Annotated in this window: 13 protein-coding genes; 6 read left to right on the plus strand and 7 right to left on the minus strand. The window is 48.9% G+C overall.

What is annotated here, in order from left to right; genetic code table 11:
* Window positions 1-16 precede the first annotated feature (16 nt).
* The gene (locus tag F8C67_RS13900) at window positions 17-709 is read right to left on the minus strand and encodes a hypothetical protein (RefSeq protein ID WP_151668471.1); all 693 of its coding nucleotides are present in this window, start codon (window positions 707-709) and stop codon (window positions 17-19) included.
* A 1,027-nt stretch (window positions 710-1,736) separates the two neighbouring features.
* Between F8C67_RS13900 and kbl the strand changes: the two genes are divergently transcribed.
* Entirely contained in the window at window positions 1,737-2,930 is a 1,194-nt protein-coding gene (gene kbl / locus F8C67_RS13910) for a glycine C-acetyltransferase (protein WP_151668473.1), read from the plus strand.
* Between the two features lie 3 nt (window positions 2,931-2,933).
* Here kbl and F8C67_RS13915 read toward each other — a convergent pair whose 3' ends face one another.
* Window positions 2,934-6,164 (minus strand): UvrD-helicase domain-containing protein, encoded by a 3,231-nt coding sequence (locus tag F8C67_RS13915; RefSeq protein ID WP_170266479.1) that lies wholly within the window; start codon window positions 6,162-6,164, stop codon window positions 2,934-2,936.
* 548 nt (window positions 6,165-6,712) lie between these two features.
* On the opposite strand from F8C67_RS13915, the gene F8C67_RS13920 reads away from it, so the two are divergent.
* Both F8C67_RS13920 and F8C67_RS13925 read left to right on the plus strand, forming a co-directional pair.
* Window positions 6,713-9,127, plus strand: coding sequence for a DUF5686 family protein (locus tag F8C67_RS13920; RefSeq protein WP_151668475.1), 2,415 nt, complete (start codon window positions 6,713-6,715; stop codon window positions 9,125-9,127).
* Between the two features lie 6 nt (window positions 9,128-9,133).
* Window positions 9,134-10,033, plus strand: a complete 900-nt coding sequence (locus F8C67_RS13925; protein ID WP_151668476.1) for an alpha/beta hydrolase — start codon at window positions 9,134-9,136, stop codon at window positions 10,031-10,033.
* Here the strand turns inward: F8C67_RS13925 and F8C67_RS13930 are convergent.
* Both F8C67_RS13930 and F8C67_RS13935 read right to left on the minus strand, forming a co-directional pair.
* Window positions 10,030-11,235 (minus strand): MFS transporter, encoded by a 1,206-nt coding sequence (locus F8C67_RS13930; protein ID WP_151668477.1) that lies wholly within the window; start codon window positions 11,233-11,235, stop codon window positions 10,030-10,032. The genes F8C67_RS13925 and F8C67_RS13930 overlap by 4 nt on opposite strands.
* Before the next feature lie 510 nt (window positions 11,236-11,745).
* A complete protein-coding gene (locus tag F8C67_RS13935) occupies window positions 11,746-15,495 on the minus strand; it encodes a DUF3857 domain-containing protein (protein WP_151668478.1) in 3,750 nt (1,249 codons plus the stop codon).
* 755 nt (window positions 15,496-16,250) lie between these two features.
* Between F8C67_RS13935 and F8C67_RS13940 the strand changes: the two genes are divergently transcribed.
* Complete coding sequence (locus tag F8C67_RS13940) at window positions 16,251-16,913, plus strand: DUF4382 domain-containing protein (RefSeq protein WP_151668479.1); 663 nt, start codon at window positions 16,251-16,253, stop codon at window positions 16,911-16,913.
* 443 nt (window positions 16,914-17,356) lie between these two features.
* Window positions 17,357-17,800: a DinB family protein gene (locus tag F8C67_RS13945; RefSeq protein WP_151668480.1), complete on the plus strand. Its 444-nt coding sequence runs from the start codon at window positions 17,357-17,359 to the stop codon at window positions 17,798-17,800.
* Here the strand turns inward: F8C67_RS13945 and F8C67_RS13950 are convergent.
* Window positions 17,797-19,413 carry an OmpA family protein gene (locus F8C67_RS13950; RefSeq protein ID WP_151668481.1) on the minus strand — a complete coding sequence of 539 codons (1,617 nt, stop codon included), beginning with the start codon at window positions 19,411-19,413 and terminating at the stop codon, window positions 17,797-17,799. The genes F8C67_RS13945 and F8C67_RS13950 overlap by 4 nt on opposite strands.
* 500 nt (window positions 19,414-19,913) lie before the next feature.
* Here F8C67_RS13950 and F8C67_RS13955 point away from each other — a divergent pair, with 500 nt between their 5' ends.
* On the plus strand, window positions 19,914-20,927 hold the full coding sequence (locus tag F8C67_RS13955) for a radical SAM protein (protein ID WP_151668482.1): 1,014 nt from the start codon (window positions 19,914-19,916) through the stop codon (window positions 20,925-20,927).
* Here the strand turns inward: F8C67_RS13955 and F8C67_RS13960 are convergent.
* Window positions 20,924-22,003: an efflux RND transporter periplasmic adaptor subunit gene (locus tag F8C67_RS13960; protein ID WP_151668483.1), complete on the minus strand. Its 1,080-nt coding sequence runs from the start codon at window positions 22,001-22,003 to the stop codon at window positions 20,924-20,926. The genes F8C67_RS13955 and F8C67_RS13960 overlap by 4 nt on opposite strands.
* Entirely contained in the window at window positions 22,000-26,277 is a 4,278-nt protein-coding gene (locus F8C67_RS13965; protein ID WP_151668484.1) for a CusA/CzcA family heavy metal efflux RND transporter, read from the minus strand. The genes F8C67_RS13960 and F8C67_RS13965 overlap by 4 nt, the downstream gene beginning before the upstream one ends.
* Between the last annotated feature and the right edge of the window lie 36 nt (window positions 26,278-26,313).

Genomic DNA, 26,313 nt, shown 5'->3' on the forward strand with positions numbered 1-26,313 from the left:
AGGACGGGGTTGGGGTTCAAGGCATCACCACCCCAAAACGAGCCTCCACCAGCAAATCGTTTTCGAAGAGGTACTCAGCGGTATATTCAGGCATGTTTGTTCGATTGAGAAAGGGACTGTTTGACTCTTCCGTTACTCTCAAGGAATAGCTCATCTTATCTTGTTCAACATGACTTTGCACAAAGGCCTCTTTTGGATAGCGGTCGAAAAACTCTACCTGTGTCATTCCAATCTGTGCTCCGTGGCTCAAAGTGAACTCCTTTTCATCTAAATGAAGGTACGTAGATGTCAATGAATCTTGAAACTTACGAAGGACGATGTAGCTCGGCGTCCCTTCAGTGCTGCCAGGATAGAAAAGTAAGATTGCCTCTACTCCGGCCTCAGGGTTGACCGCACTAATGTTTGGATGGTTAATGTCTAGTCCGGGCTCGCCATATCCTCCTTTTTCTTCGATAAAGGAAATGAGATTGTCATGAGATATACCTAGGAAGATACTACCCATACTTGTGTCGGGATGAGAAATGATAAGTGCAGAATCAACTGCTTCAGCCATATCGGTTGGACGATGCACTGCGATGCCAGTATCGCTCTCAATCTGAACGACGCTGGTCTCAATCGGATTGACCTTTTCGACCGTTGTTGGGGTGTCGATTCCTCTTTGACATGAAGCAAGAGTGAAAAGAGTGAAGAGGAGAGCGAGTGTTTTCATGAAGAAGAAAGGTAATAAACTTCGTGCAGAAGTATTCTCTCCAGAGAATAAGAGGTATACACGTGGTGGGGAGAGAACGCGGGGGCGTGGTGGAATAACTGGCGTGTTCCTCGCAAAATCGCAAATGGCAAAAACGCTAATAATCGTGTGTGGTGGATTAACTGGCGTGGTTCTCCCGCCGGCTGGCGGGCAAGCTGCAAAAACGCGGAAGGCAAAAGCGCAAACATCATCATGCCGAATAAAAAACACCAAATCGTCGTACCACGGCCTTGACAGAACATAAGGGCTGAAATATGAAGTCCAGCCGATTGGTAGAATTCCTAGGGTAATAGGCATGTTGCTTTAGCTCATGCCGGCCTAGGAACAAGATTGGGTTAATAACCTTACGCCATTCCCCGGAGGGAATCGTTCCAATAGCCTCGGGGCTTTAGCCCGAGGTTGGCTTGCGGGGGAGCACGTGGTGGAGCACGTGGTGGATCATCGGGCGCGGTTCACCCGCCGGCTGGCGGGCAAGCTGCAAAATCGCGAAAATCAAAATCATCGGAGTGCGTATAAAACCCCGTCGGTAGACGGGCAAGACGCAAAAATGTTACGCGATGAAGTGCGCTAAAAATGAGAGTTGAGGGTTGAGCACAGCAACCGCTCTAAATTCCCATCAATAGGCACGGTGCTTTAGCGCGTGCCGGGCATGGGATAGGGCGGGATCTCTCCTAACCCAATTCCCTGGCGGGGATAATTATCATAGCCTCGTGGCTTTAGCCCGAGGTTGGCGTACGGAGGTGCACGTGGTGGATCATCATCTGTGTTCCTCGCAAAATCGCAAAAGGCAAAAACGCAATTATCATCGAATGTGGTTCACCCGCCGGCTGGCGAGCAAGACGCAAAATCACAAAACCCTAACATCATCAGAGATGCCCCCCTGCGCACTCTCCCCACCACGCTCATCCCTCCTTTCTCTGCGAGAGAATTCTCCGTGCCCTCCGTGCCTCTGTGTGAGACTTCCACCACATTCATTACCTTCGTTCCCATGTACGGAAAACTACAACAACACCTCCAAGAAGAGCTCAAGCAAATCGAAGCTGACGGGCTCTATAAGCGCGAAAGAATCATCACTACACCTCAAGATGCAGTGATCAAAACCGACGATGGAAAAGAGGTACTCAACTTCTGCTCCAACAACTATCTCGGCCTCTCTTCGCACCCCAAAGTAATCCAAGCCGCACACGACACACTCGAGTCACACGGATTCGGAATGTCCTCAGTGCGCTTCATTTGTGGTACCCAAGACATCCACAAAACACTCGAGCAGAAAATCGCCGATTTCCTCGGTACCGAAGACACCATCCTCTATGCCGCTGCATTCGATGCCAACGGCGGTGTTTTTGAACCTCTCCTCGGACCAGAAGATGCCATCATCAGCGATAGCCTCAACCACGCTTCTATTATCGATGGAGTGCGCCTTTGTAAAGCGATGCGCTTCCGCTACGCGAACAACGATATGGCCGACCTCGAAGCACAGCTTCAAGCAGCCAACGAGAAAAACGCTCGTTTCAAAATCATCGTTACCGATGGCGTGTTCTCCATGGACGGCTACGTGGCGCAGCTCGACAAGATTTGCGACCTAGCCGATAAATACGACGCACTCGTGATGGTAGACGAATGCCACGCCACCGGCTTCATTGGCAAGACAGGACGTGGTACGCACGAACTCAACAACGTTATGGGTCGGGTTGATATCATCACCGGAACATTAGGCAAAGCCCTAGGCGGCGCCATGGGTGGATTCACAACGGGTCGAAAGGAAATCATCGATATCCTTCGCCAGCGTTCGCGCCCTTACCTCTTCTCAAACTCACTCGCTCCAAACATCGTGGGCGCGTCTATCGCAGTGTTCGATTTGCTAAGCGAAACGACGGACCTTCGCGATAAGCTTGAGAACAACGTGAACCACTTCAAGAAGGGAATTAAGGCCGCAGGTTTCGACATCAAAGACGGCGAGAGCGCCATCGTTCCAATCATGTTGTACGATGCCGCGCTATCACAGAAGTTCGCCGATCGACTTCTCGAAAAAGGAGTGTACGTTATCGGATTCTTCTACCCTGTAGTTCCTAAGGGACAAGCACGAATTCGCGTTCAGTTGAGTGCCGCTCACGAGATTGAGCACCTCGACAGAACCATTCAGGCCTTTACCGAAGTCGGAAAAGAACTGGGAGTAATCTGATAGTTAGAATAACGGAAGTTGAACGCCGGGTTCCGTGCTTGGCGTCTCTCCCACTTTCACGATTTCAATCGAATCATTGATGTAAACCAACATCGGAATCACATCTTCGGATTGAATCAAAGATGCATAGCCACGAATCTGTTTTTCGTGGCTATTCTTTTTCTCACCCGTCTTATAATCAACCACATACCAGGTGTCACCTTTGCGTGCTACCCTATCCGGACGAAGCACCGCGCCAGCGCCAAGCCAGTCGCGCTCAGCAAGGACTTCATCCGCATCAAAAGCGGGTGCCAATTCAGGGTGCGAAACAAGGTCGGCAAGCGCCTTCTCAATAGCCTCGGCGTGGATGAGAGGCAGCGTACCTTCTGCAACAAATTCTGAAACGACGGTCGAAACATCGTCTGCAGATCGAATTTTCGCCATCATCGCGTGTACCGTATTCCCCCACTTTCGAGGTTGGTCGGACAGCACATCGGAAAGACCGTCTGTGTCGCGAGATAGCCGAACCCGGCTGCGCCACTCGGCTGATTGAAACCGATAGAATGAAATGGGTGTTGGATCAATATCAACCGTTTCTTTCTCCACAGCACTCAAGAATCGAGGTGGAGCCTTCGTGCCGTAGCTCACGGGAGCATCTGGAGAAACCGTTTTGCCATCGCTGGAAACGAAGTTGCAGATGTACTGACTCACCCGCTTATTGTCAAAGGTCTTCTCAAACTGAGATACGATGTAAAGCCTTTCAACCGGACGGGTTAGGGCAACATAAAGCAGGTTCATGTTGTCGAATGTAGCCTGACGAACATACTCTTCGTACTTCTCAGCATATTCCGGAAAGCGCTTGCCTACAATCTGATAGTCTGTGTCAGACATTGGAAGTTCTGCGACCGGTAGTCCAGCCATAGTCTCCTCTGCAAAGGAAACCCAGCGCGTGCCTTTCCGCTCTTTGGCCGCATCGAAGTTGGCAAATGGGAAAATCACTACCGGGAACTCTAGCCCTTTTGATTTATGAATGGTGAGGAGCTGAACCGCCTCCATGGTTTCAGGAGCCGTGATGGATTTCTTCTCTTTCTTCTCCTCCCACCAGTCTAGGAAATCGTGGATACTCTGGCCCTTCCTAGCGGCAAACTCGTACAGCTCATCAAGGAAAAACTGCACGAAAGGATCCGGCTGGCCATCATTCATCAACCCCAGTTCACGGGCCACGGTTTCACCCAATTCATAGAGTCCTGAACTCGTAGAGAGGGTGTTTCCGAAATTCAAGCCTTGATCAGATAACCAAGACTTCCAATCCGTATCATCCTCATTTGCAGCGAGTATCAAAAACTGGTGCAGCTGGTTTGAACCTCCTTCAAGCAACCCAGATTGAAATAGCATCTCTACCATTTCAATTTTGGTCTCCACATCTTCGGGATAATGGAAATGCCGGATGCAAGCAACGATGAGACGAGCACCGGAAGAGTTGCCTAGATAAAGCGATTCCGAACTGACTACTTCAATGCCTTCGGCCGAAAGCAATTCGGCGATGAGCGAACCGTGCTTTTTTCCACGTGTGAGAATCGCGATATCGCCTGGACGGTACCCGTCGGCGAGGCATTCCTTCACGCGTTGTCTAGTTAACTCAAGCGTAGCTTCCGTATGCTCCTCGTTACTTCTCCCTGGATTCTCTGGGAAATCAATATTTACATATCCACCTTCAAACCCTTGAGCCTTCTGCGCCGATTCCGCATAGAGGTCGGAATAGCGCTGATCCGTAAACACCGATGCATAGGTTTCGAAAAGTCGGTTGTTGAAGGTGACGATCTCGTTGCCCGATCTCCAATTCGAATCGAGGTTAATATGTCGAAGTGCGTAAGCCACATCTCCACCTCTTTCTTCGGGATTCTTTGCGTCGTTGATGAGGTTCAGGAACTGTTCGGCCTTTCCCCCACGCCAACGGTAGATGCTTTGTTTGGCATCTCCAACAATCATGGTTGTGCCACCAGAAGCAATGGCATTATGCACAAGCGGAGTGATATTCTTCCACTGCATCTCGCTGGTATCCTGAAACTCATCCACGAAATAATGCCGGTACTTCTCCCCAATTCTCTCGTAGATATACGGCACGGGAAGTGAGATTAGCGACTTGTAAATGAGCTTGTTGAAGGTACTAAGTGTCTCTACATTGTTTGCCTCTTTGTATTCGTCGAGCTTCTTCCCTATTTCGTGAAGCACAGCGGTGGCATCGAAATTTGAGAGGACTTTGGAGATTAATACGGATTCGGCAAGAACGTTGTCAGCCCAATCAACCACGGCTATGGCCCAGGCGTGAATTTCATCGAAATTACCATCGATTGCAGCTACAGCCTCGGACGTGGGCTTGGCCTTGTAATAGCGTCCGGCATCGACCTGTTTGCGAAAGGTTGAAACTGGGTTCCAGTCGCTCACAACATTCTTCTTCAGCTTGTTTAGATGATTTGGAAGCGCTGTACCGCTGAAATGCTGAGGCTCGATTCCTCCTATTGCTCTTTCACCTTGTTCGATAATCCGCTTTCTGACTTTTTCAAGCTCAACTTTTCGCGCTTTCAGTTTAGATCGGATATCCATGAAGTCGTCCAAAGACAACTTTTTGAGTCTCTCAAGAACCTCATAGCTATCCTCCTTCCCGAGGTGATTGGCCATTTCGACCATCTTCTTTTCGGGTTTCCAGCTCTTGCCATCCTCCATGTGGTCTTCGATATAGCGTTGGAGAAGGCTCGTCACCTGGGGATTTACGCCCGTTTCATCAAGAAGCAGATCCACACTTTGGCGATAGAGTTCCTCAACATCTAGATCAATCTCAAAATGGCTTCCCAGCCCCAATTCATGACTGAATGTCCGCACTACCCGATACGTAAACTTGTCGATGGTAGAAATACTCAGCCCTGTATAATCATGGAGCATTCGTCTCAAGACGGCATTTGCCCTGTTGCGAAGTGTAGAATCGTCCACTCCAAGCTCTTCGCGAACAGCCTCGAACATGCCTTTTTGTGCTGCGGGAACGGAGGCACGGCGAAAAGCGTCTAGCGCGCTAATCACCCTCTTCTTCATTTCTGTTGATGCCTTTACGGTAAAGGTGATGGCTAGGATACGCGTGAATACGGCAGGGTCATCCGTGCGTAAACAAAGCACGAGGTACTCCTTTACGAGGCTAAAGGTCTTACCGGCGCCGGCGCTGGCACTGTATACTTGAAAGTTCTTGGGAGAGGTTGAGGGCATGGAGTAAATATAGGGAGAGCTCGCTGGATGTGGTTCACGCAAAACCGCAAAAAGCAAAAACGCAATTATCATCTAATGTGGTCCTCGCAAAAACGCGAATATCAAAATCATCGGAGTGCGTAGAAAAGCGCAAAACGAGATACGCAAGGGCCTGAATTGAATTTGATAGCTGAGGATTGAATTCAATTGCCGCTTTAAAATCCCAACTATAGGCACGGTGCTTTAGCGCGTGCCGGGCATGGATACGGTGGGATGTCTTCTAATGCGATTCCCCGCCGGCTGGCGGGGACAATTATTATAGCCTCGCGGCTTTAGCCAGAGGGTAGCTGGCGATAGGTGGTTATTCACAAAACGAATCTAGACCCGTTGCCTCTCCTGATAATCTGAATGAGGATGTTTGCGTTTTCATTCTCAATTCAATGGTTTTTTCAAATTCGCGTTTTTGCGACTTGCCCGACCACCGGCGGGAGAAACAAAAAACTCCCCATGCCAGATATTTTCCCGTCCCCCTTGATTAACGGCCTCCCAATAGTACCTTAGAAGCTTCCATGCGAAAGATACTTTCGACCATATCAATAAGCCTTCTGCTCTTGCTACTCAGCGGTTCTCTTTCTGCTCAGCGCTATAGTGGACAAGTTGTGGACCAGGATGGTGAAGGCCTACCCACCGTTACAATCACATGGGGTGATGCGGATGCTCAACGCATGGTGACCGACTTCAACGGAAATTTCACACTTCCCAACCGTAGGTTTAGAGTCGTGCGCTTCGAGTTGTTTGGCTATGAGCCCGCCGACTTCCGTCCAGAAGATTTGCCCGATGATGGGAAGATTGTCCTCTTTGAAAAGACCGAAGCGATCGAAGAAGTAGTCGTTTTTGCCGGTGAAAATCCCGCCTGGAGAATCGTTCGAAATGCAGTTCGCTATAAGTCGGTGAACAACCCAAACAAGTACGACAGCTACCGCTATACGAGCTATAACAAAAACACCATCACCTATAATTTTGATGTTGATTCGGTTCTTTCCTCGGCCGACAGTGCCCGAATTGCCGAGAACCGGATTTCAGCTGAAACCAAGCACTTGCTGGTCATCGAATCGGTCACGCGAAAATTCTATCGTTCGCCAAACCGACATGCCGAAGACGTTATTGGCACACGAATTAGCGGCTTCGAGAATCCAAACATTGCTACCATCCCAGACGGCATTCAACACTTTGGTTTCTACGACGACTACATGCCGCTGCTGAACAAAGAATACCTCAATCCTATTGCCAGCGGATTTGAAAACAGGTACGTATTCTACCTGACCGATACAATCGTTCATGAACAGGATACCACGTTCATCATGGACTACTTCCCAACCGCGGGCTCAAACTTCGAAGGGTTTGAGGGCGTCATCCACATCAACACAGATGGCTGGGCTATTGAGTATGTGACGGCCGAACCATGGGACAAAGGCAAGATTAGCCTGAGCATGGAGCAACGCTACGAGAAGGGCCACGGTGGACACTGGTTCCCCAAAGAGCTCAACTTTGAACTCGAGTTAGAACGCTTCCCATTCCAAAAGAACGGTGCCCTCATGATCGGAACAACCATTCTGGATAGCGTATATGTGAACGTTCCCGTGCCAGACGAGGTGTTTGACCACGTACAAGTAGAAATGCGTGAAAATGCCGGATTAATGGACGACGACTTCTGGGAACGACGTCGAACAGTTGACCTCACCGAAAAGGAGGTAGAGACCATTCGGCATATGGACAGTATCGGCGAGCGATATAACCTAGGCGGCGTACTTCGTTCAACTCGCCACGCGTACCGAGGTTTCTTGGCCACTGGACCTATCAACCTCGACATGAAACGACTCATTGCCAGCAGTCAATACGAAGGTTTGCGTTTGGGCATGGGGGTGTACACCAACGAATTAGTCTCAAAGTATTGGTCAACCGGCGGATACTTTGGCTATGGATTCAACGACCAACAGTTCAAATACGGTGGAGAACTAAAGCTCATTTTCGATCCAGACAACGACTTCTGGTTCAAGTACGAGTATAAAAATGATGTGCGCGGACCTGGCCTTGTAGGCATCAATTATTGGGAGCGCACCTCCTTCGCCGAACAGTTCTACAACATCCGTATGGACAGGTTTGAGCAACATGCCGTCACCCTGCGATCCAGAGCATTTACATTCCACATCTTTGAAGTTGGCGCCAAGAAGTTTACGCTAGCTCCTACGTACGACTACGCCTTCGTTACGGACGCAGGCGAACCCTCTACGTTCTATCACTTCTCCGAAGTAAACTTTGGCTGGAGATGGGTTCAAGAGGAAAAAATCATCGCCAATTACGGTCAGCGTATCACCACCGGCTCACGCACCTGGCCTGCGGTGCGCCTAGATTATAGCCGGGGTATTTCCGGCGTGTTGGATGGCGATTTCGATTACAACAAGATTGAGTTGGGCATACAATTCGATCGTTTCACGAAGAATCTCGGAAGGACCTTGATGAGTATTGAAGGGGGATATGTTGACAGCCCCTTGCCGATTGGAATGAACTTCGGTGCACGCCCTTCATACAGCGCCTCTTTCAGCGTAGTAGTTCCCAACACCTTCCAAACCATGCGATTCAATGAGTTCTTCAACTCACAGTATGGTGCCGTATACTTCATGCACGACTTTAGATCTTTGCTTTTGAGAAGCGGGTGGTTCAAACCTGAAATCAGGTTCTTCACTGCGGTAGGATTCGGGAAATTGGATAACCGGGAACGCCACCTCAACTCAGGTATACAAGACATGCGCTATGGGTATTACGAATCTGGCATTGCGCTAGATCGACTCATTGCCATAAACACATTCAACCTAGGATACTTTGGCATTGGCGTAGGGGGATTTTACCGGTATGGACCCTACTCACTCCCCAACGTTTGGGATAACTTCTCCCTCAAAATTGCCTTCATGTATTCTGTGAACTAACCAACTATGCGCCGACTTCTACCCCTTCTTATCCTGTTTGTCATCATTGCGTGCGAATCAACCCCCGAGCCGCCAGCAACGGGCAAGCTTGAGCTTATCGGCAATTGGTCTCCAGAAAGACTGAGCCGAAGGGACGTATGGGTTTGGACGCCTCCGAACTACGATACGGCGCAAACGTACCCCGTCATCATCATGCACGACGGCCAAATGCTTTTTGACTCTACGAGCACCTGGAACGGACAAGAATGGCAGGTCGATGAAACCATGAATCGACTCATCGCAGATGGCGAAATTCGTCCCGCTATTATCGTTGCGGTAGCCAATGGAGACAAGTACAGAAGAACCGACTACCTTCCAACCAAAGTGGTTGACGCGTTGCCTGAAGCCTTTCGCGATACGCTGTTAGAAGTGGAGCTTGAAAACCGTTCGCGCGCAGACGATTACGTTAGATTCATGATTTCAGAATTGAAGCCCTTCATCCAAGGGAACTACAGCGTTTCGGAACAACCCAGCGATTACTTCGTGATGGGCTCTAGTATGGGGGGACTCATTTCCCTTTACACGGTAACCCAGTTTCCAGAGCATTTTGGTGGCGCCGCATGTATGTCAACCCACTGGCCGGGCTCACTCGTCTTCAACGATGGTGTAATTCCAGAGGCGATGTTCGAGTACTTGAGTGGCCATATGCCAAACCCGAATGCTTGCAAGCTGTACTTCGATCATGGAACGGTTGGTTTAGACTCGTTGTATCGCCCGTATCAAGCTAAAATGGACTCCATTGCACTGGCGTATGGCTATACTGGAAATCAATACAGAACCATTGTATTTGACGGTGCAGAGCACAGTGAAAGAGCTTGGGCGGCAAGGCTACATGCCCCTTTGAAGTTCTTGTTGGGAAAGCCTTAAGCCTTCATCCATTTAGCGGAAAAGTAGAACCCCGTAGCCGATAAAGCCGCGATCGATCCGAGAACCCAAAACAGGGTTGAAAATCCGAAATCGGCGATGAGCGTCATTCCCATTTTGGGTGCAACAATATGTGCGGTCGCGTAGCTGAAGGTGAACAAGCCCATGTACTTACCCCTCGAGGCGGAATCGGCTCTATTTGAAACGAAGGCCACGGCAAATGGCATGGCGAATATCTCCGAGAAGCTCAGCACAACCATGGCGATAACGATCCACCAAATGGCAAAGTAGAAATTGAGCATAACGAAACTCAATCCGGCCAAAACCGCCCCTGCAACTAGGAAGTGTCGCATCTTCACTTTCTCTCCCCACACGTGAACAATCACCATTTCCAAAGCGAAAATGAAAAGTCCGTTCACCGCTAGCATCAAACCAACTGAAGATTCTTGAAACTCATAGATTTCACGATAGTACAAGGGTAACGTACTAAGAATCTGGAAAAACACGATGGCAAAAGCCGTGTTTGAGATGCAAAAAATCAGGAAAGGCCAATCGCGGTAAGGGGATTTGCCCTTTGCTCCCGTTTCGGCATTCGACTTCCGCTCGGCATCCTCTCCCTTTCGCAAATTCCTGAAATAGAGTCCGAATACGATACCAGCTATGATGCATGTGAACCCATCCGCATAGAACAGGTACGAATAGCTCAAGCCCGCAAGAACACCACCAATGGCTGGTCCGATACTATACCCAAGATTGATGGCAAGTCGGTTAAGTGAAAACGCCTTGGTGATATTCTCCTTCCGCGCGTAGTACGCAATGCTGGCTCCGTTTGCCGGCCGGATTGTATCCGCTATGGCGCTCAACATAAATACACCAATAATCACATTCTGATAGGTGGTCAGATATGGCATAACGAAGAAATACAATCCTGTTACCACCAACGATCCGAGCTGTACTCTGTAATGCCCAATCTTATCGGTCAAGAATCCGCCTGTAAGTGTGCCTGTCACAGCCCCGAGGCCATAAAACATCAGGATATTCCCAGTCTGCTTTTCCGTAAAGCCCAAATCCTCGATAAGGTAGAGCGACATAAAAGGTATAACCATGGCGCCGCTTCGATTGATGAGCATCACGAGGCTGAGTATCCAAGTTGGGGTACTTAGACCGCTAAAGGAATCGCGATATAGGCGTAGGATGGCTTTCACTGGGGTGGGGTTGGTGAGTGGAAAGGTACGGATTGCGGTTGTAGTTTCTTGTGTGAGTTCTCTCGCAGAGAAAATGAGGGATGTGGGTGGTGGAGAGAGAACGCGGGGTGCGTGGTGGACTAACTGGCGTGGTCCTCGCAAAAACGCGAAAATCAAAAAAATCAGAGCGTGTAAAAAACCCGTCGGTGGACGGGCAAGTCGCAAAACGAGGCAAGAGGCACGGTGCTTTAGCGCGTGCCGGGCATGGGACATGGTGGGATGTCTTCTAATGCGATTCCCCGCCGGCTTGCGGGGATAATTATTATAGCCTCGCGGCTTTAGCCCGAGGATTGTGCGCGTTGGATTGCGCTGAAATTGAGAGCTGAGTAATGAGCAAAAATCCCAGTTATAGGCACGGTGCTTTAGCACGTGCCAGGCATGGGATGTGGTGGATAAGCCGCCTTGACCAAAAAAAACCGCGGCTGCCTTTCGACAGTCGCGGTTTGTGGTGTATTAGAACCTTGTTGCTTCTTATTGGAAGGCCAGGTTCTGGGTGTCGGCCTTAATGGCTGCTTCCAATGCCGATTTAAACTCTGGATAGTCTTCTGGAGCTACTAGGTCGTCTAGTATCTCGAAGTGACGAGTGATGTGAAGAACGTTTCCGCGCTTCTTAAAAGTCACTTTATACGAGAAGTCTTCTACTTCGATAATCACATCTTCTGGAACTTCCGCAAGTCGCTTGCCCGCAGGAATCGTCAGTTCAATCTCTTCGTCGTACACGCGAGAGCTAAACGATTCCCAAAGTTCAATTGGGTATTTGCGCTCTTCCATCGCGATGAGCGTTGAACCGCTCTTGAATCCGTCACTAAACGGTACTTCAAAGATCTCAAGGCTAGAAATTCTTGAGGTCACATCATTCGCCTCATAGCTGTACGTGTAGTGTACTGAGTCTACGTTCTCAGTAAGCCCCTTCGTGAACTCCACATTTGTGAGTTTGATACCTGGGTACTCATTGCTAATAGCGTCCTGCATGTACTTTTCTTGTTGAACAGGACCTTCATCTCTGTAACGGTTTCGGATACCTGCCGCCGAGATACCTGTCTTAATCGTATTTCGCGTCACACTGATGTTTGACCCTTCAAAAGACACTTCCGTGTTTCTGTAGGTTTGTGAAGTCAAACCCTTGATATCATTGCTTACGTAAGCTTCAACTTCCTCATCGCTATTCAACGGAATAGGAAGAATGAATGCCCCTTCGATATCGGAAGTGCGCGTTGCAAATGAAATCTTGTCAGAAGTGAGTTCTACAAAGTATGGAACATCACTAGTATCTAGCTTCACAGAAGCAATACAGTGGTTGAAGTTGATACTTGGAAGCATCATCTCCTTGGTACCGTTATTTCGCGTATTTACGAGCACGAGATTGGCATCTAGACCAACTTCCGCACAAAGCGTAGCGAACAATACAGATACATCTTTACAGTCACCTTGCTTCGCCGTAAGTGTAGTAGATGCCGATTGTGGAATCAAACCAGACTGAAGGAAAGAAACCGAACGATAGCGAACGTTCTCAACGATATAATCATGGATAGCGCGCGCCTTGTCGTAATCTGACATTCCTTCATAACCTGAAGGGAAGATTTCTTCAACGGCCATATCAACCTCAAACTCTTTCTTGGCTTTAGCGCGAACGAGATCGGTATACCAGTCTGAAACGAAATTCCAATCATCGAATGTGGTGTAGTGTACCGTAGTACCCACATCTGCCAATGGTGGCATTCCCGATTCGTAGCGGATGGCCGGCACGTCAGAAACTGACCATCTGTAAGCTACTTCACCATTTCTGAGGGTGTCCGTAGTGAAATCAACATCGCCATTTTCAACCTTGTATTGAAGATTGGTTCCTTCTGGAACGATGAGCGCGAGGTTTGTGCTCAGCGTAGGAATGTAGAACTCCATGAACTCGCTTCCCCAAATGTGATTAGTCAGTTTTCCAGAGTGATGGCTCTCCAAACGGTACGTTACGTGGATTGCATCGCCCGGTTCAAGGTTTTCGAAAACAACCTGAGCACCACTTGTTTCAGCAGCAACTCTGCTTCCGTTTGCCTTGATGGTTTCGGCCTTCTCGATGATTCCGTTCTGGTTAGCCGATACAGGAACGCGGAACTCCTTCCAGCTGTCCACACCGTCGACGTTCAACACCTTAACCACAAAAATATGGCGCTCCTCATTACCTCCGCCTTTGTAGAATACGTGCTGATTATCATCAACCACGATAAGGGCGTTGTCTTCCGGATAAGCGTCTGCGTCTGGGGCTACCTTCGCTGCCTGGTAAACATCGGTTTCTTCAAAGTTTTCGAAGATACCGTCGAGACCTTGAAGTTCGCGAAGCGCGTGACGCGAATCGTAGTCGTACGGATCGTAATAAATCGCTTTCGCATAGGCTACCTCGGCGCGGGTTGTTCTGTCTAGCTCCTTGTAGATTTCAGCCAATGAAGAGTAATACCCGCCCAAATAAGGGGCCATCTCGGTACAAGTAAGTGCGTACTCTTCGGCATCATCGTAGCGACGCATCGCAAACTTGATTTTTGAAAGGGTGTTATAGTAACCAATCGCAATTGGCTCGTTTTCAATCAGTTCTTCATAGATATCCATTCCCTCTTGAAGTCCTGAAAGTGTTTGCTGACCGAAGTAATGCGAGGCCATTTTGCGCAAAGCGGTAGGACTGTAGCGTTCGTCGGTGTAATCATCTAGTACATTAAGGGCGCGACGTGGATTACTGTTCACGTCCTTCTCTACGAGGTACATGAGGTTTACAAAATCCCACTCCAGCGGAAATCTGTTGTATGCTATTTCGATTGTTTCAAATACGAGCTCGCGATCTTCTTGTGCGCTTGCAAGTTGAATCTTCTTGTCGTAGTAGTTCGTCGTATTGCCTTGAACTCTGTGAAGGTCGTTCAGGATACCCTCTGCTTGCTCGTAATCCTCGATGTCCATGGCCTCGCTGAATCTGAGGTTCAGGGCAAGGACGTTATCTGGAGATTTTACTTTGATTTCTTCAACGAGCGTGCTCATCTGCGTAGAATTTCCATCGCGCAAGTAAGCGAGAAGCATTCTAGTGCTCAGGAAAATATTCTCTGGGAACAGCTCACGAGCCTTGTTCAACAGCACTTTCCCGGCATTTCCATTATCTGTAAGTCGGTAATACTCAGAAAGGATAAGGTAGTTGAGGATGTCGTTTGGATTTTGCTCAATTTCCTGTGTATAGTGAGCAATTACGGCATCAGGAATGGTAGTTGATTCGAAGCTCTGCTCCGTTTGATAGCTCTGAAGCTCTGTTGTAGTGCTTAACCCTTGAATGTGGTTACCCGCGTCGTCCGTGATGCGAAGCATGAAGTTACAGTTGCCTGCTTCGCTTTCTCCCATTTGAATGAGGACACGGTTGAATCCGCGATTCAAATGAGCAGTGAATATGTATGAATCTAGGCCGTTGTTTCTTTCATCGGCTTCAGAGAACATCAACTTATCGTTCACCCAAACCTTTACTGAACCTGAAACTCCAAGGCGGAATTGTACGTCTTGATCAATCTCACTTGCGAGAAAATTTTGAGCGTAGATGATGGAGTTGCTCGCATAGAAGAAGTATTCTAGGTCAACCCACTTATCGTGACGAGGTCCAGCGATCTCGAACCACTGTACTTCGGCACCCACTTTATTGTAGAAGAGGGCATCTGGATGTGGATTTTCGAGCGCGCCGAAATCTCCGTTGAAACCGCTCTCCGAGATGTTTTCAAACTCTCCAAGAACTGCCCATCTGTCGATGGTGTGCAACTCTTCGTACATCTCTTGTGCATCGTCGAGCTCATTCGAAGTTCTGTACCAAGTGGCGAGTGCCTCTGTGGCCAGACCTTGAAGAGTCCCGGTGTGATTCTCTTGGATATTCTCGAGGAACTCTACGTCTTCATCCGACTTATCGCCATAGTGGAATTCCCAAAGGGCACGCAGTGCGATTGTTGGATCATCTGCGGTTTGGAAATACATGCGGAGATCTTCGGTAGCGTCGTCTTTATACAGCGCCTTCTTAGAGAAATATCTCCCCAGATAAGCTTCTGGGGTAAGAGTTCCATTGTTGGCATTTGTAAACTCGTCGAGGGCTCCTTCGTAATCGTTTGCTACGAACTTTTCCCACGCGGCATCATAGGTGCCTTCTTGCGCGAATGATGTGAGAAAGAAGATGGACAGGCAAAATGTAAATGCCGTCCGAAGTAGATTTTGGACCATGGAGAGGCGAATTGAGATTAGTAATGAGGCCCAAGTTTACGAAAAAGATGCTAGGGAGAGGGGTTAGGATGTTAACAAATTGTAATGTGGGGCGGGGAACTACAGAGACACGGAGGGGGTTTCGTGCGAAATGGGGTTCTTACTAAATGGGGTTCTCGCAAAAACGCTAAAAGCAAAACCGCCAATAATAAAATCATCGGAGCGAATAGAAAGCGCAAAATAGGCAGGGTGCTTTAGCGCGTGCCGGACATGGGATATGGTGGGGTATCTCTAACGCGATTCCCCGCCGGCTGGCGGGGATAATTATCATAGCCTCGTGGCTTTAGCCCGAGGGTATGAGTGGGGTGAGCATGGTGGATCATCGAATGGGGTTCGCGCAAAACCGCAAAAAGCAAAACCGCAAATAATAAAATCATCGTAGTGCGTAGAAAACCCGTCGGTAGACGGGCGAGGCGCAAAAAGAGGCAATAGGCACGGTGCTTCAACGCGTGCCGGGCTTCCGACATAGGCTGGGTCGACTTTCACAAGCCGCCAGGCGCGTGATCCTTTTGCTCGACGATAGGAGAGCAATCCTTTTCCCGCCATCTGGCGGGAATCCTTTCGCCACTGTCGACCCTCTTTCTCAAAAAACAAGCAGCCCACTGCTTGACATACGAATGAGGAACAAATTTGGATTTCTCATGCGGAAAACCACAGCCAGTCTCGCTTTATAGTTGAGGACCTCAAAGAAATTTATAACCCAAAACACACGTATTATGAAATACTCAATTCTTTCATTAGTAGCGATTATTGGCTTAGCAAGTTGTGAAGAGGCTCAATTGGACGGAACAAATTCGACAACCACTGGGTACTCGATGAAAATGCAATCTACCGATGCTTCCAACAAATTCGGTGAACTCAACTTTACTTCTGCCTACGCGGTGGTAACCGAGGTTGAACTCGAGCGCGAGAGCGAGTCGGAAGGAGTGGAGTCTGAATCAGAAATTGACATTACCGGAAACTTCCGAGTTGACCTCATGACGGGTGAATCTATGCCAGAATTTCCAACCGTAGAAGTGGAAGCTGGGGAATATGATGAGCTTGAAGTGACGATCGGATCAGAAGATCTATCCGAAACTGCCATCTTCCTCGAAGGTGAATATGAAACCGTAGCCGGAATCACTTACAGCTTCGAAATAGAGCTTGTTGGCGAGCTCGAACTCGAAATTGAAGACGAAAACGGCATTACCATTGAAGCTAATGATGTGCGCGACATCCTCGTGAGCATCGACCTGAACACCATCATGTCAAGCATGGACTTCGACAATGCATCGGTGAACAGCAATGGTGTAATCGTTATCAGTGCTCAATCTAACGAAGACCTGTACGCGCAGTTTATTGCGATGCTCGACGTAGAAGTTGAAGCGGATGATGAATAATCTGCAGGTACATATAACCTGAGCGAAAGGCGCGGCCGGTGGGTCGCGCTTTTTTGTTGGGATGTGCTGAATAGGATTATCATCGTGTGTGGTTCGCGCAAAATCGCAAAAAGCAAAATCGCAATTATCATCGGACGTGGTCCACCCGCCGGCTGGCAGGCAGGCTGCAAAACCGCGAAAATTAAAATCATCGTAGTGCGTAAAAAACCCGTCGGTGGACGGGCAAGGCGCAAAACGAGGCAATAGGCACGGTGCTTAAGCGCGAGCCGGGCTTGGGACATAGGCTAGGTAGACTTTCACAAGCCGCCAGGCGCGTGATCCTTTTGCTCGACGATAGGAGAGCAATCCTTTTCCCGCCATCCAGCGGGAACCCTTTTGCCACTGGCAACCCTTTTTTCCGCCTTTAGCGAAAAAAAGGATTGCCTATTCTCTACCTTCCCCCCATGAAACAAGAGCTTCTCCTTCACTTCGACCGACAATTGTCTCAATTGGAAAATGAAATCAACGGTTATCCAGATGAGGATACCATGTTCAAAGTGCTGCCCGGAACCACAAATTCTGCTGGGAACCTAGCCATGCACTTGATCGGAAATTTGCGTCATTTTTATGGGGCGATATTGGTTGAAGACGGATATGTGCGTGACAGAGAAAATGAATTCGCCGGAAGAATGAGCAGAGAGCAGATGCTTGAACAACTGGCCTATGTGAAACAAATGATGAAGGGGTACTTCTCCGCCGCTTCAGAATCGAGCTACGCGGAAAAATACCCCATCGAATTCGCTGGGAACGAAATCACGAATGGCTTCGCTCACCTACAGTTTCTTCATCATTTTACGTATCACCTCGGACAGATAAACTATCATAGAAGGACACTTACAGCCAACTAGTACCCAACAGCAAATTGGAACGCTCCACCTAGTTGAGCAAGTTCATGTTCGAGTTCATCATAAGTTACCTCGCGATAGCTCAACTCGACCTCGGTATCGTCGATATTCTGCATCGATGCGCGAGCGAAATAGATCTTTCCCTTGTTGTACTTGATTCCTACCACTTCTCCGTCAATTCCAACTTTTACAGGAGAGAATCGAATTTCGCGTCCTCGAACTGTTGATGGACCCACGCAAATACGATAATCGGGAGCAATGAATCGAATGAGCTCTTGGTTCATCCTTCTAGGAGATTGAGCGATGACCTCCGTCTGCTGCCTAGAAGGAATCTTCATAAACACATCTAGATTATTCCAGCCGCTGAATACGGGAATCGCCGTATAAAACTCCGTTGCAGTGGCCTGTCCATTGCGAATCCGATTCTGCACAGCCTCAAATTCTTTTACCGCCTGGTCTTTCGCGTAGTCAAGGTAATTGTCAAAACCCGCTTCTCTGTATTCATCCTTAAACACGCTATCGAGTAGGAATCGAGTGTCCTTAACATTGTACACCTTACAGAGTGTGACTAGTGAATCGTACGAAATGTAGCTATCCAAAAAGCACACATCGTAGAGCATTGAGTCAGGAGATAGCCTCCAATCTCTTCCGGTGATGGTGTAGTCAGGCTCTGGCTTCCAGCTCAACCCGTTTAACGTTCTCCTCAAACTGCACCAAAAATTACAGGGTACTACTCGAGTGCGCACACGACCTCTACTGAATGTGTTGCATCCATTCAAAAGAGCGTCTCCTAGTTGCATTGGCGCATTTCTCCATTGTGTCGCTCGGGAATGTCCATCATGACTCCCCGTGAAGGCTCTGTAATCTCCTTCAAATTGACCCGGAAATTCAGCGATCATGGGCTCATCAGAATCAAGCCTTACAGAGTCAGCAAAGGCTTCGATCTTAAGCATCCCGCCCGTTTGAAGCAACTCGCCACTTGATGTCTTGGTTACCACATTCGCCCGAATCATATCTCCTATGGTGAGCACCTCTGTGAGTTCAAGCCTGATTCTAGTGCTATCGGCAAAGCCCGCAGGCAGTGTGAACGTGTTGGCGGACAGGTGAAGAATTGTGCCGCCATCAAGCACTAATACGGTGTCGCGACCCACATCAACTCGTCGGATTTGAGGCTCGAGCGCCAAAAGCCTTAGTAGATCATTCGTTGTTGTATCAATCGGACAATTCAACACCCGAATCTCCACCCTTCTGTTCTTTGCCCTTCCTTCATCAAGGTCATTCGTAGCCACGGGCACAAATTCACCCTTGCGTTCTGTTTGAATCTGCGCCGCACCAATGCCCAGCTCTTCCAAGCCAATTAAAGCTGAATTCACCCGTCTCTGCGACAACGCAATGTTGTACTCGTCACTGGCGTGGTTATCCGTATGCCCCGAAACACTAAGGAAGATAGAGTCGCACTCCAAGGAGGAAACAAACTCCTTCAACTGAGCGCGATGTTCATCGGTCAACTCATCTAAGTCGTACCCGAAGTAAAGGTTTAAACTAGGCTCATCAACCTGAGCCACGGTGATAAATGGTAGTGCCAAGAACAGCACTGAGAGGAGCGAAAATTTCATGCCGGTTAATTTATAAAGTTATAATTAAACGCATGAGGGAGTGTGGGTTATTGTGAACCTGTACGAGGTGGGGAGGTGAAGGGTTGCGTAAAGGGTTTCTGATGAAATCAGAAAAAGGATCATCCGCCTATTGGCGAATGAAAGGATTCTCCGCCAATCGGCGGAGAAAAGAGGAAGGTCCGCTAAAGGAAATATCCAAGTTGACGCGACCACTTGACCTTCATAAATCAATCGCAGTCCGCTAGAGTATAAATGGGAATAATCCACTGTTTTAACGTTTCGGCCTCAACACTTTGTGCGGGTCATTCGCTTCTCGTATTGCACAGGCCTTGATGATGACCACAATCCTGAAACACAAGCCTCGGCCCCTTTTAAAACTCGGACGAGTTTTAATCCTTTAATCCGCCGATGGGCGGATTATCATTTCCGCCAATTGGCGGATCTCCCCAACCTGACTTCCATCATATTTTCCCCCACCCCCATCCCCTTTCTTTGTTCTCATGTCAGCCCTCAACAAAGAAAAACTGAAGGAGAAGTTTAACGAGCACCCTGTGCTTTGGCCCGCATTAAAGAAGGGACAAGAGGTGCAGTCGCGATTGAAGTACCGGTACTTTTACAAGTGGCCAGGGCATTCTAAACGCGCTTCCATCCGCGAAATCAATCTTGAGTTTGCCTCTGCCTGTAACCTTAGATGCAAATTTTGCGCGCTCGACCATAACAAGCCAAAACAGAACATGTCGCTCCTCGTGCTTCGACGTTTTCTAGATCAATGGTTAGTCGACTTTCGCTTTCATCACGTCGAGAAAATCAACCTCTACAATGGCGGCGAAACACTCCTTCATCCCAAGCGTATCGAAATGCTTCGGATTATCAAGGAATACCGACAAATAGCGCTAAAGCACGACCTGAAGTTTCCGAAAATCAGCATGCTTACCAACGGTATGTTGCTCAGACCTACACTGGCCGATACTATCCTAAATGAAGAGCTAGTCGACGAAATTGGGTTCAGCTTAGACGGTGGAACGCCCGAAGAGTTTGAAGATCTTCGCGTGAATGCAAAATGGGCTCCTTTCTACAAAAATGTCGGACACCTGGCCACGCGCATTCGGGAAGAAAAACTACCCGTTCGCCTGTACGGAATCACCATTGTCCCCGAGCCTAAACCGCTTACCAAAGCATGGATGCACCCAGAGTTTCAACAACTCTCCATGTTGTTTGATCACCACGAGTTACGGAGGCTGCACGATTGGGGTGGGGAGATAGAGCTTGATGACAAGCCAAAGGCACAGAAGTCACGCGGATGCGATCTTCTTCTACGTCAACTTGTGCTCCTTCCAAATGGCGACGTAACCGTTTGTTGCAACGACCTCAACAGCAAAGGAGTAGTCGGCAACCTCTGGGAGAAGAGTTTGTGGGAAATCTACAACTCCGCGGAACGTCGCAAATACCTCGAATTCATCGATTCGGGACGAAAAGATGAACTCGAGCTTTGTAAAGATTGCATGTCGTTTTAATGGCTGTGATCATGACCGCCTTCAGCCTCTAACAAGAGGTAAGCGTCCTCCAACACGACCGGAACCTCCAAGGTATCCATGATCTGAACCATCTTTCCCGAAGCAACTCCAGGATGTACTTCAATCATATGGTAATCGTCGCCTTCTTTAGTGAACACGTACGACTTACCCTCCTTGGTTACCACCGCCACTTCAGGTAGGATAAACGCTGGCACAGGCTCTAACAAAATCTTGCCCTCAACATACTGTCCAGGTCGCAAAACATCCGGATTGTCATCCGCGTGAGCGTGAATAATGAATGCTCCAGATTCATCATTTACTTGTCGACCAACCTGCTGAACATCCCCTTTGTACTTTTTAGAATCTCCTGGGATGTAAAACTCAATCGTTTGCCCTACGCGAATAGCGGCAATATCTCGCGGAAAGATGGAGAGTTCAATGTGCATGTGGCTATCGTCTACGATTTCGTAGAGCGGTTCCTCGGGAGTTACATGCTGACCAAGGTTGACGTTTATCGCGGTAATGTGCCCTGCAATTGGCGAACGAAGGACCATCCCATCCACGATGTTATCTGCCGTTAAAGAGCTCGGATCTATTCCAATTTGGCGCAGCTTTGCCGAAGCCGCCATCATTCTAGACTTTTCCGATTGAAGCTCAGATTCCACCTGCTGCAAGGTTCGCTCGTTGACCGCATTTTGAGCGGCCAAGTCAGCCTTTCGTTGCATGTCAAGCTCTAAGAACTTCACCTTTGCCTGGGCATCTAAGTAATTGTGCTGAATCTCAATGTAATCTGGGTGCGCCACCATGCCGAGAACTTCTCCTTTCGACACGCGTTCTCCTGGATAAAACCTCACATCTCTGAGGTATCCGCCTAACGGAGCGGAGACAGTCGCCCTACTTTGCGGCGGAACATCCACCACACCAGTGCACGTGATTTCCGTGTAGAGTGTATCAAGTGTTGGCATACCCATAGCCATTTCGGAGTGGTTATGCTCGTGGGCCTCTTCCTGCTCGGCATTGGGCGAAGAGCACGCTGCTAGGGCAAGAAGTACAGGAATGATATATGAACTTTTCATTGTGTTAGAAATTCGTAGTGAAGTACTGTGCTGTTGTAATCGTGGATGGTTTGAAGGCGATCTAATTCCAAGTTGACCGCCGTCCGCATGAGTTGGAAAAACGCATAGAAATCAATTTCCCCATTCTCCCACTCGGCCTCGGCAGCCTCCATTAAAGCTTCCGCATCTTGGCGAGAAGGCTCGGCAAAGTCGCCTAACTGCTGCATCCGTAAATCGAGTGTTCGTTTCACCTGGTCAAGGGCCTGTTTGTATTCCTGAGTTTGATAAACCGCCTGACGCTGAGCAATCTCAGCTTCGATTTTTGCGGATCTCACATCCGCCCGCTGGCGCGCAAACCACAGTGGATAGGACATCCCCACCGAGACTCCCTGAAACCCTGGAATACCTTCCAACATCTGGTTGAAGTATCCCACGCTAAACGTTGGGAAGTACACAGATGATTCGGTTTTGACATTCGCATCCGTGAGCATTTGCCTAGCAACGAGAGGCTCGAGAAGCGCAGTATCCAAAACACGTACTTGCTGTGTCATCAGCAGCGGCGTGTAATCGTCTCCCTCAGGGATGTATTCCGTTTCCGTTTGTAGCAAAGTGCTCAAGGCCCGCTCATAGTTCAAGTACTCCGCATGAGCCTCAACGATTCTATTCGCAAAACGTCGAAGCTCCGCTCTCGACTGAATAGCCTCCGAAGGCAGCGTTTCTCCAAGCTCCGCCCGCAACGCCACCTTGTCGTTAAACCCGCTCAACATTTCATATTGATTCTTCAGGGTCATCCACTTGTGGTACGACATCGCCCAGTCGTAATAGGCTTGACGAATCAGCCAGGCTAGCTTGCGTTCCTCCAGATGAAACTCCGCTTCACGAAGTTCGATAAGGGCCGCTCCAGATTGTCCACGGCGCAGGTGACTTAGAATGGATCCGATGTCTTGTTGAACAGACAGGTTATAGTCGAAGTCGGTCGCGTTAATTTGACCGTATTGAAGTCCGAACTCCGTGGGAGCTAGGTCCACAGCCGCGGACTTTTCAGCCCGAGCTTGTCGAACCGCCCCTTCAGCTTGAGTCCACCGCGGATGATTCTCTACCCCCATGGCCACGGCATCTTGTGCCGACAGTGTTTGTTGTGCGTTGATGCCTGTCGAAAGCATGATTCCGATGACAATCATTCCCGTCTTTCCCATGGTTAGTTTGTTTTTGCGGTGAATCCACTGGTAGAGTACTGGCAACACAATGAGCGTCAGTAATGTTGCCGATATCAATCCGCCAATGACCACTGTGGCCAATGGTTTTTGAACCTCCGCTCCGGCCGAAGTACTAAGTGCCATCGGTAGAAATCCTAGAGCGGCAACAGAGGCCGTCATGATTACCGGTCGAAGTCTATCCGTGCCCCCTTTCAAGAGAATATCGTGCAAGGTCAGCTTCCCTTCATCCTTCAAATCATTGAGGTGACTAACCATGACGATACCGTTGAGCACGGCTACCCCGAACAGAGCGATAAAGCCAATTCCGGCAGAAATCGAAAACGGCATTCCGCGTAAATACAATGCGGCCACGCCACCGATGGCGGACAATGGAACGGCGCTGAAAATCAAGAAGGCATACTTAGCCGATCCAAAGGTTGCGAAGAGCAAAATGAGGATTAGGACTAGCGCTACTGGGACGGCTATTTGTAGTCGAGCCGTGGCATTCTCCAAGTTCTCGAAATCGCCGCCGTATTCAACCCGGTACCCAGGAGGTAAATCTATTTCTGAATCAAAAATGGCTGACACGTCGGCTACGACACTGGCAATATCTCGTTCGCGAACGTTTACTCCAATGGCAATTCTTCGCATTGTATTGTCACGAGAAATCATACTTGGCCCTTCCACATTTTCCACATTCACCAATGCTGATAGCGGGATTCTGTGGCCGTGTGCCGAGGTTACAAAAACGTGATTCAGGTTGCTGGAAAGTCGAGCTTCTTCGGTGAGTCGCACAACGAGGTCAAACCGTCGTTCGCCTTCGTATACCGTTCCTGCCACTCCACCAGCGTAGGCAAATTCGATAAGTTCGCCCACCTCTTGCATATCCACACCGTGGAAAGCTAAAAGCTGGCGGTCAGGCACAATGCGTTGGAATCGCATACCTAGCGTGGCCTCAACTTTCACGTCGGCGGCGCCTTCAACTTCCTGGATTTTACGTGAAGCTCGTTCGGCATACGCGGCAAGTGTATCCAAGTCTTCTCCATAAATCTTCACCGCTACATCGGCCTTTGAACCGCTTAGCAATTCGTTGAAGCGCAATTGAATGGGTTGAGTGAACTCGAAGCTGGCACCTCGAATATGCTCCAATGCTTCTTCCATTTTGGAAACCAGCTCTTCACGAGTACTGGCACTGGTCCACTCTTCTTTAGGATGAAGAAGTATCATCACGTCGGCTGCTTCAATAGGCATTGGATCGGTAGGGACTTCAGCCGTTCCAATCTTACTAACGACATGCTTCACTTCAGGGAATTCCTCTATTAGAACTCTCTCCGCCTTAGTGCAGGTCCGAATCATCTCTGTTAGATTCGTGCCCGTTCGCATGCTCACTTGCATGGCAAGGTCGCCTTCTTCCAAAGTTGGAATGAATACCGATCCCATTTGAGTAAAGAGTGCAAAAGCACCAATCAGCAAAGCGGTTGACAACCCGACAACCAGCTTAGGTATAGCCAGTGCCTTGTTGAGTGCATTTCGGTAAATGGATTGTAGTCGTTTTACCAGGCGTTCAGAAAATGAGGATGCGTTGTGCTTTGCGCCATACAAGGCAAAACTTGAGATCCAAGGGACGTAGGTAAGTGACAGAATCAAGGCTCCAAGCATAGCAAAACTGACCGTCTGAGCCATAGGTCGGAACATCCTTCCCTCTACGCCTTGCAACGTGAGAACTGGGATGAAAACCACGAGAATAATCAGAACGCCAAAGGCGGCGGACTTGTAGATTCTGCCCGAACTTTCGATGACGAGTTCGCGGTGTTGCGAACGGTTGAGCGCCCCTTTTGAATGCAGGTGAAAAAGCACACTTTCAACAATGATTACCGCTCCATCTACTACAATACCGAAATCGATTGCCCCGAGTGACATAAGGTTGGCGCTTACACCGAAGAGGTTCATGCACGTAATAGCGAAGAGCATGGAAAGTGGAATAACCGACGCTACAATCAGTCCTGCACGCCAATTTCCCAACAAGAGAATGAGTACGAAAATCACGATCAAACCGCCTTCTACCAGGTTTGTGGTAACGGTGTTAATCGTTCGGCTTACCAAATCGGCGCGATCCAAGTATGGCCGAATATGCACTCCGTCTGGCAAAGTCGACTGAATCTCTTCTACCCTCGCTTCAATTCTTTTGGTAACGGCATATGCGTTTTCACCTTTGAGCATTAAGACGATCCCACCCACGGCTTCGCCTTCGCCATCCATGGTCATCGCACCAAAACGCGGTGCATGTCCCTCAATGATCTTCGCAAACGAACCCAGGCGAATGGGTGTTCCATCCTGAGCTGTAACCGATATAGACTCAATGTCTTTCACATTTCTGATGAGTCCTTCGGCCCGTATGTACCAGGCCTCTTTATCCTTTTCGATATAGCTGCCTCCGGCGTTGAGATTGTTGGCTGATAAAGCTTCCCATACGTTGTGGAGCGTGATGCCGAGTGCGTTGAGATTCCGCGGGTTTACGCTTACCTCATACTGTTTGAGAAATCCCCCAAAGCTGCTGATTTCAACCACTCCAGGAATCCCGGCAAGCTGTCGCTTTACGATCCAATCTTGAAGTGTACGCAGCTCTTGGGCATCGTAATCGCGGCGAGATTCATCGTCAACCTCCAATGTATATTGATATACCTCCCCTAGGCCAGTCGTAATCGGCATAAGTCCCGGCACTCCCATTCCGTCGGGTATGTCCTCAATGGCTACATCAATTTGCTCTTTTACGTACTGACGAGCATCGAGGGTGGCGAGGTCTTCTTCAAAAACGACGGTCACAACGGACAGTCCGTATCGTGAAACGGAGCGAATCTCCTGAACCTTTGGAAGGTTTGCCATGGCAATTTCCACCGGGTAGGTAATGAACTGTTCTACCTCTTGTGGGGCCAACGAAGGAGAAACCGTAACCACCTGAACTTGGTTATTGGTGATATCGGGAACGGCATCGATGGTAAGTCTACTAAGTGACCATATTCCGGCGCCAATTATTCCGGCTACCAGCAACATGACCATGAGTCCGTTTTTCACGGACCCCTGAATTATCTTTTCAAACATGAAGGGAAAACTTGGTTAAATACTGCTGACTAAATC

This window comes from Phaeocystidibacter luteus (genome assembly GCF_008933115.1).
In the GTDB taxonomy this organism is placed as follows: Bacteria; Bacteroidota; Bacteroidia; order Flavobacteriales; family Schleiferiaceae; genus Phaeocystidibacter; species Phaeocystidibacter luteus.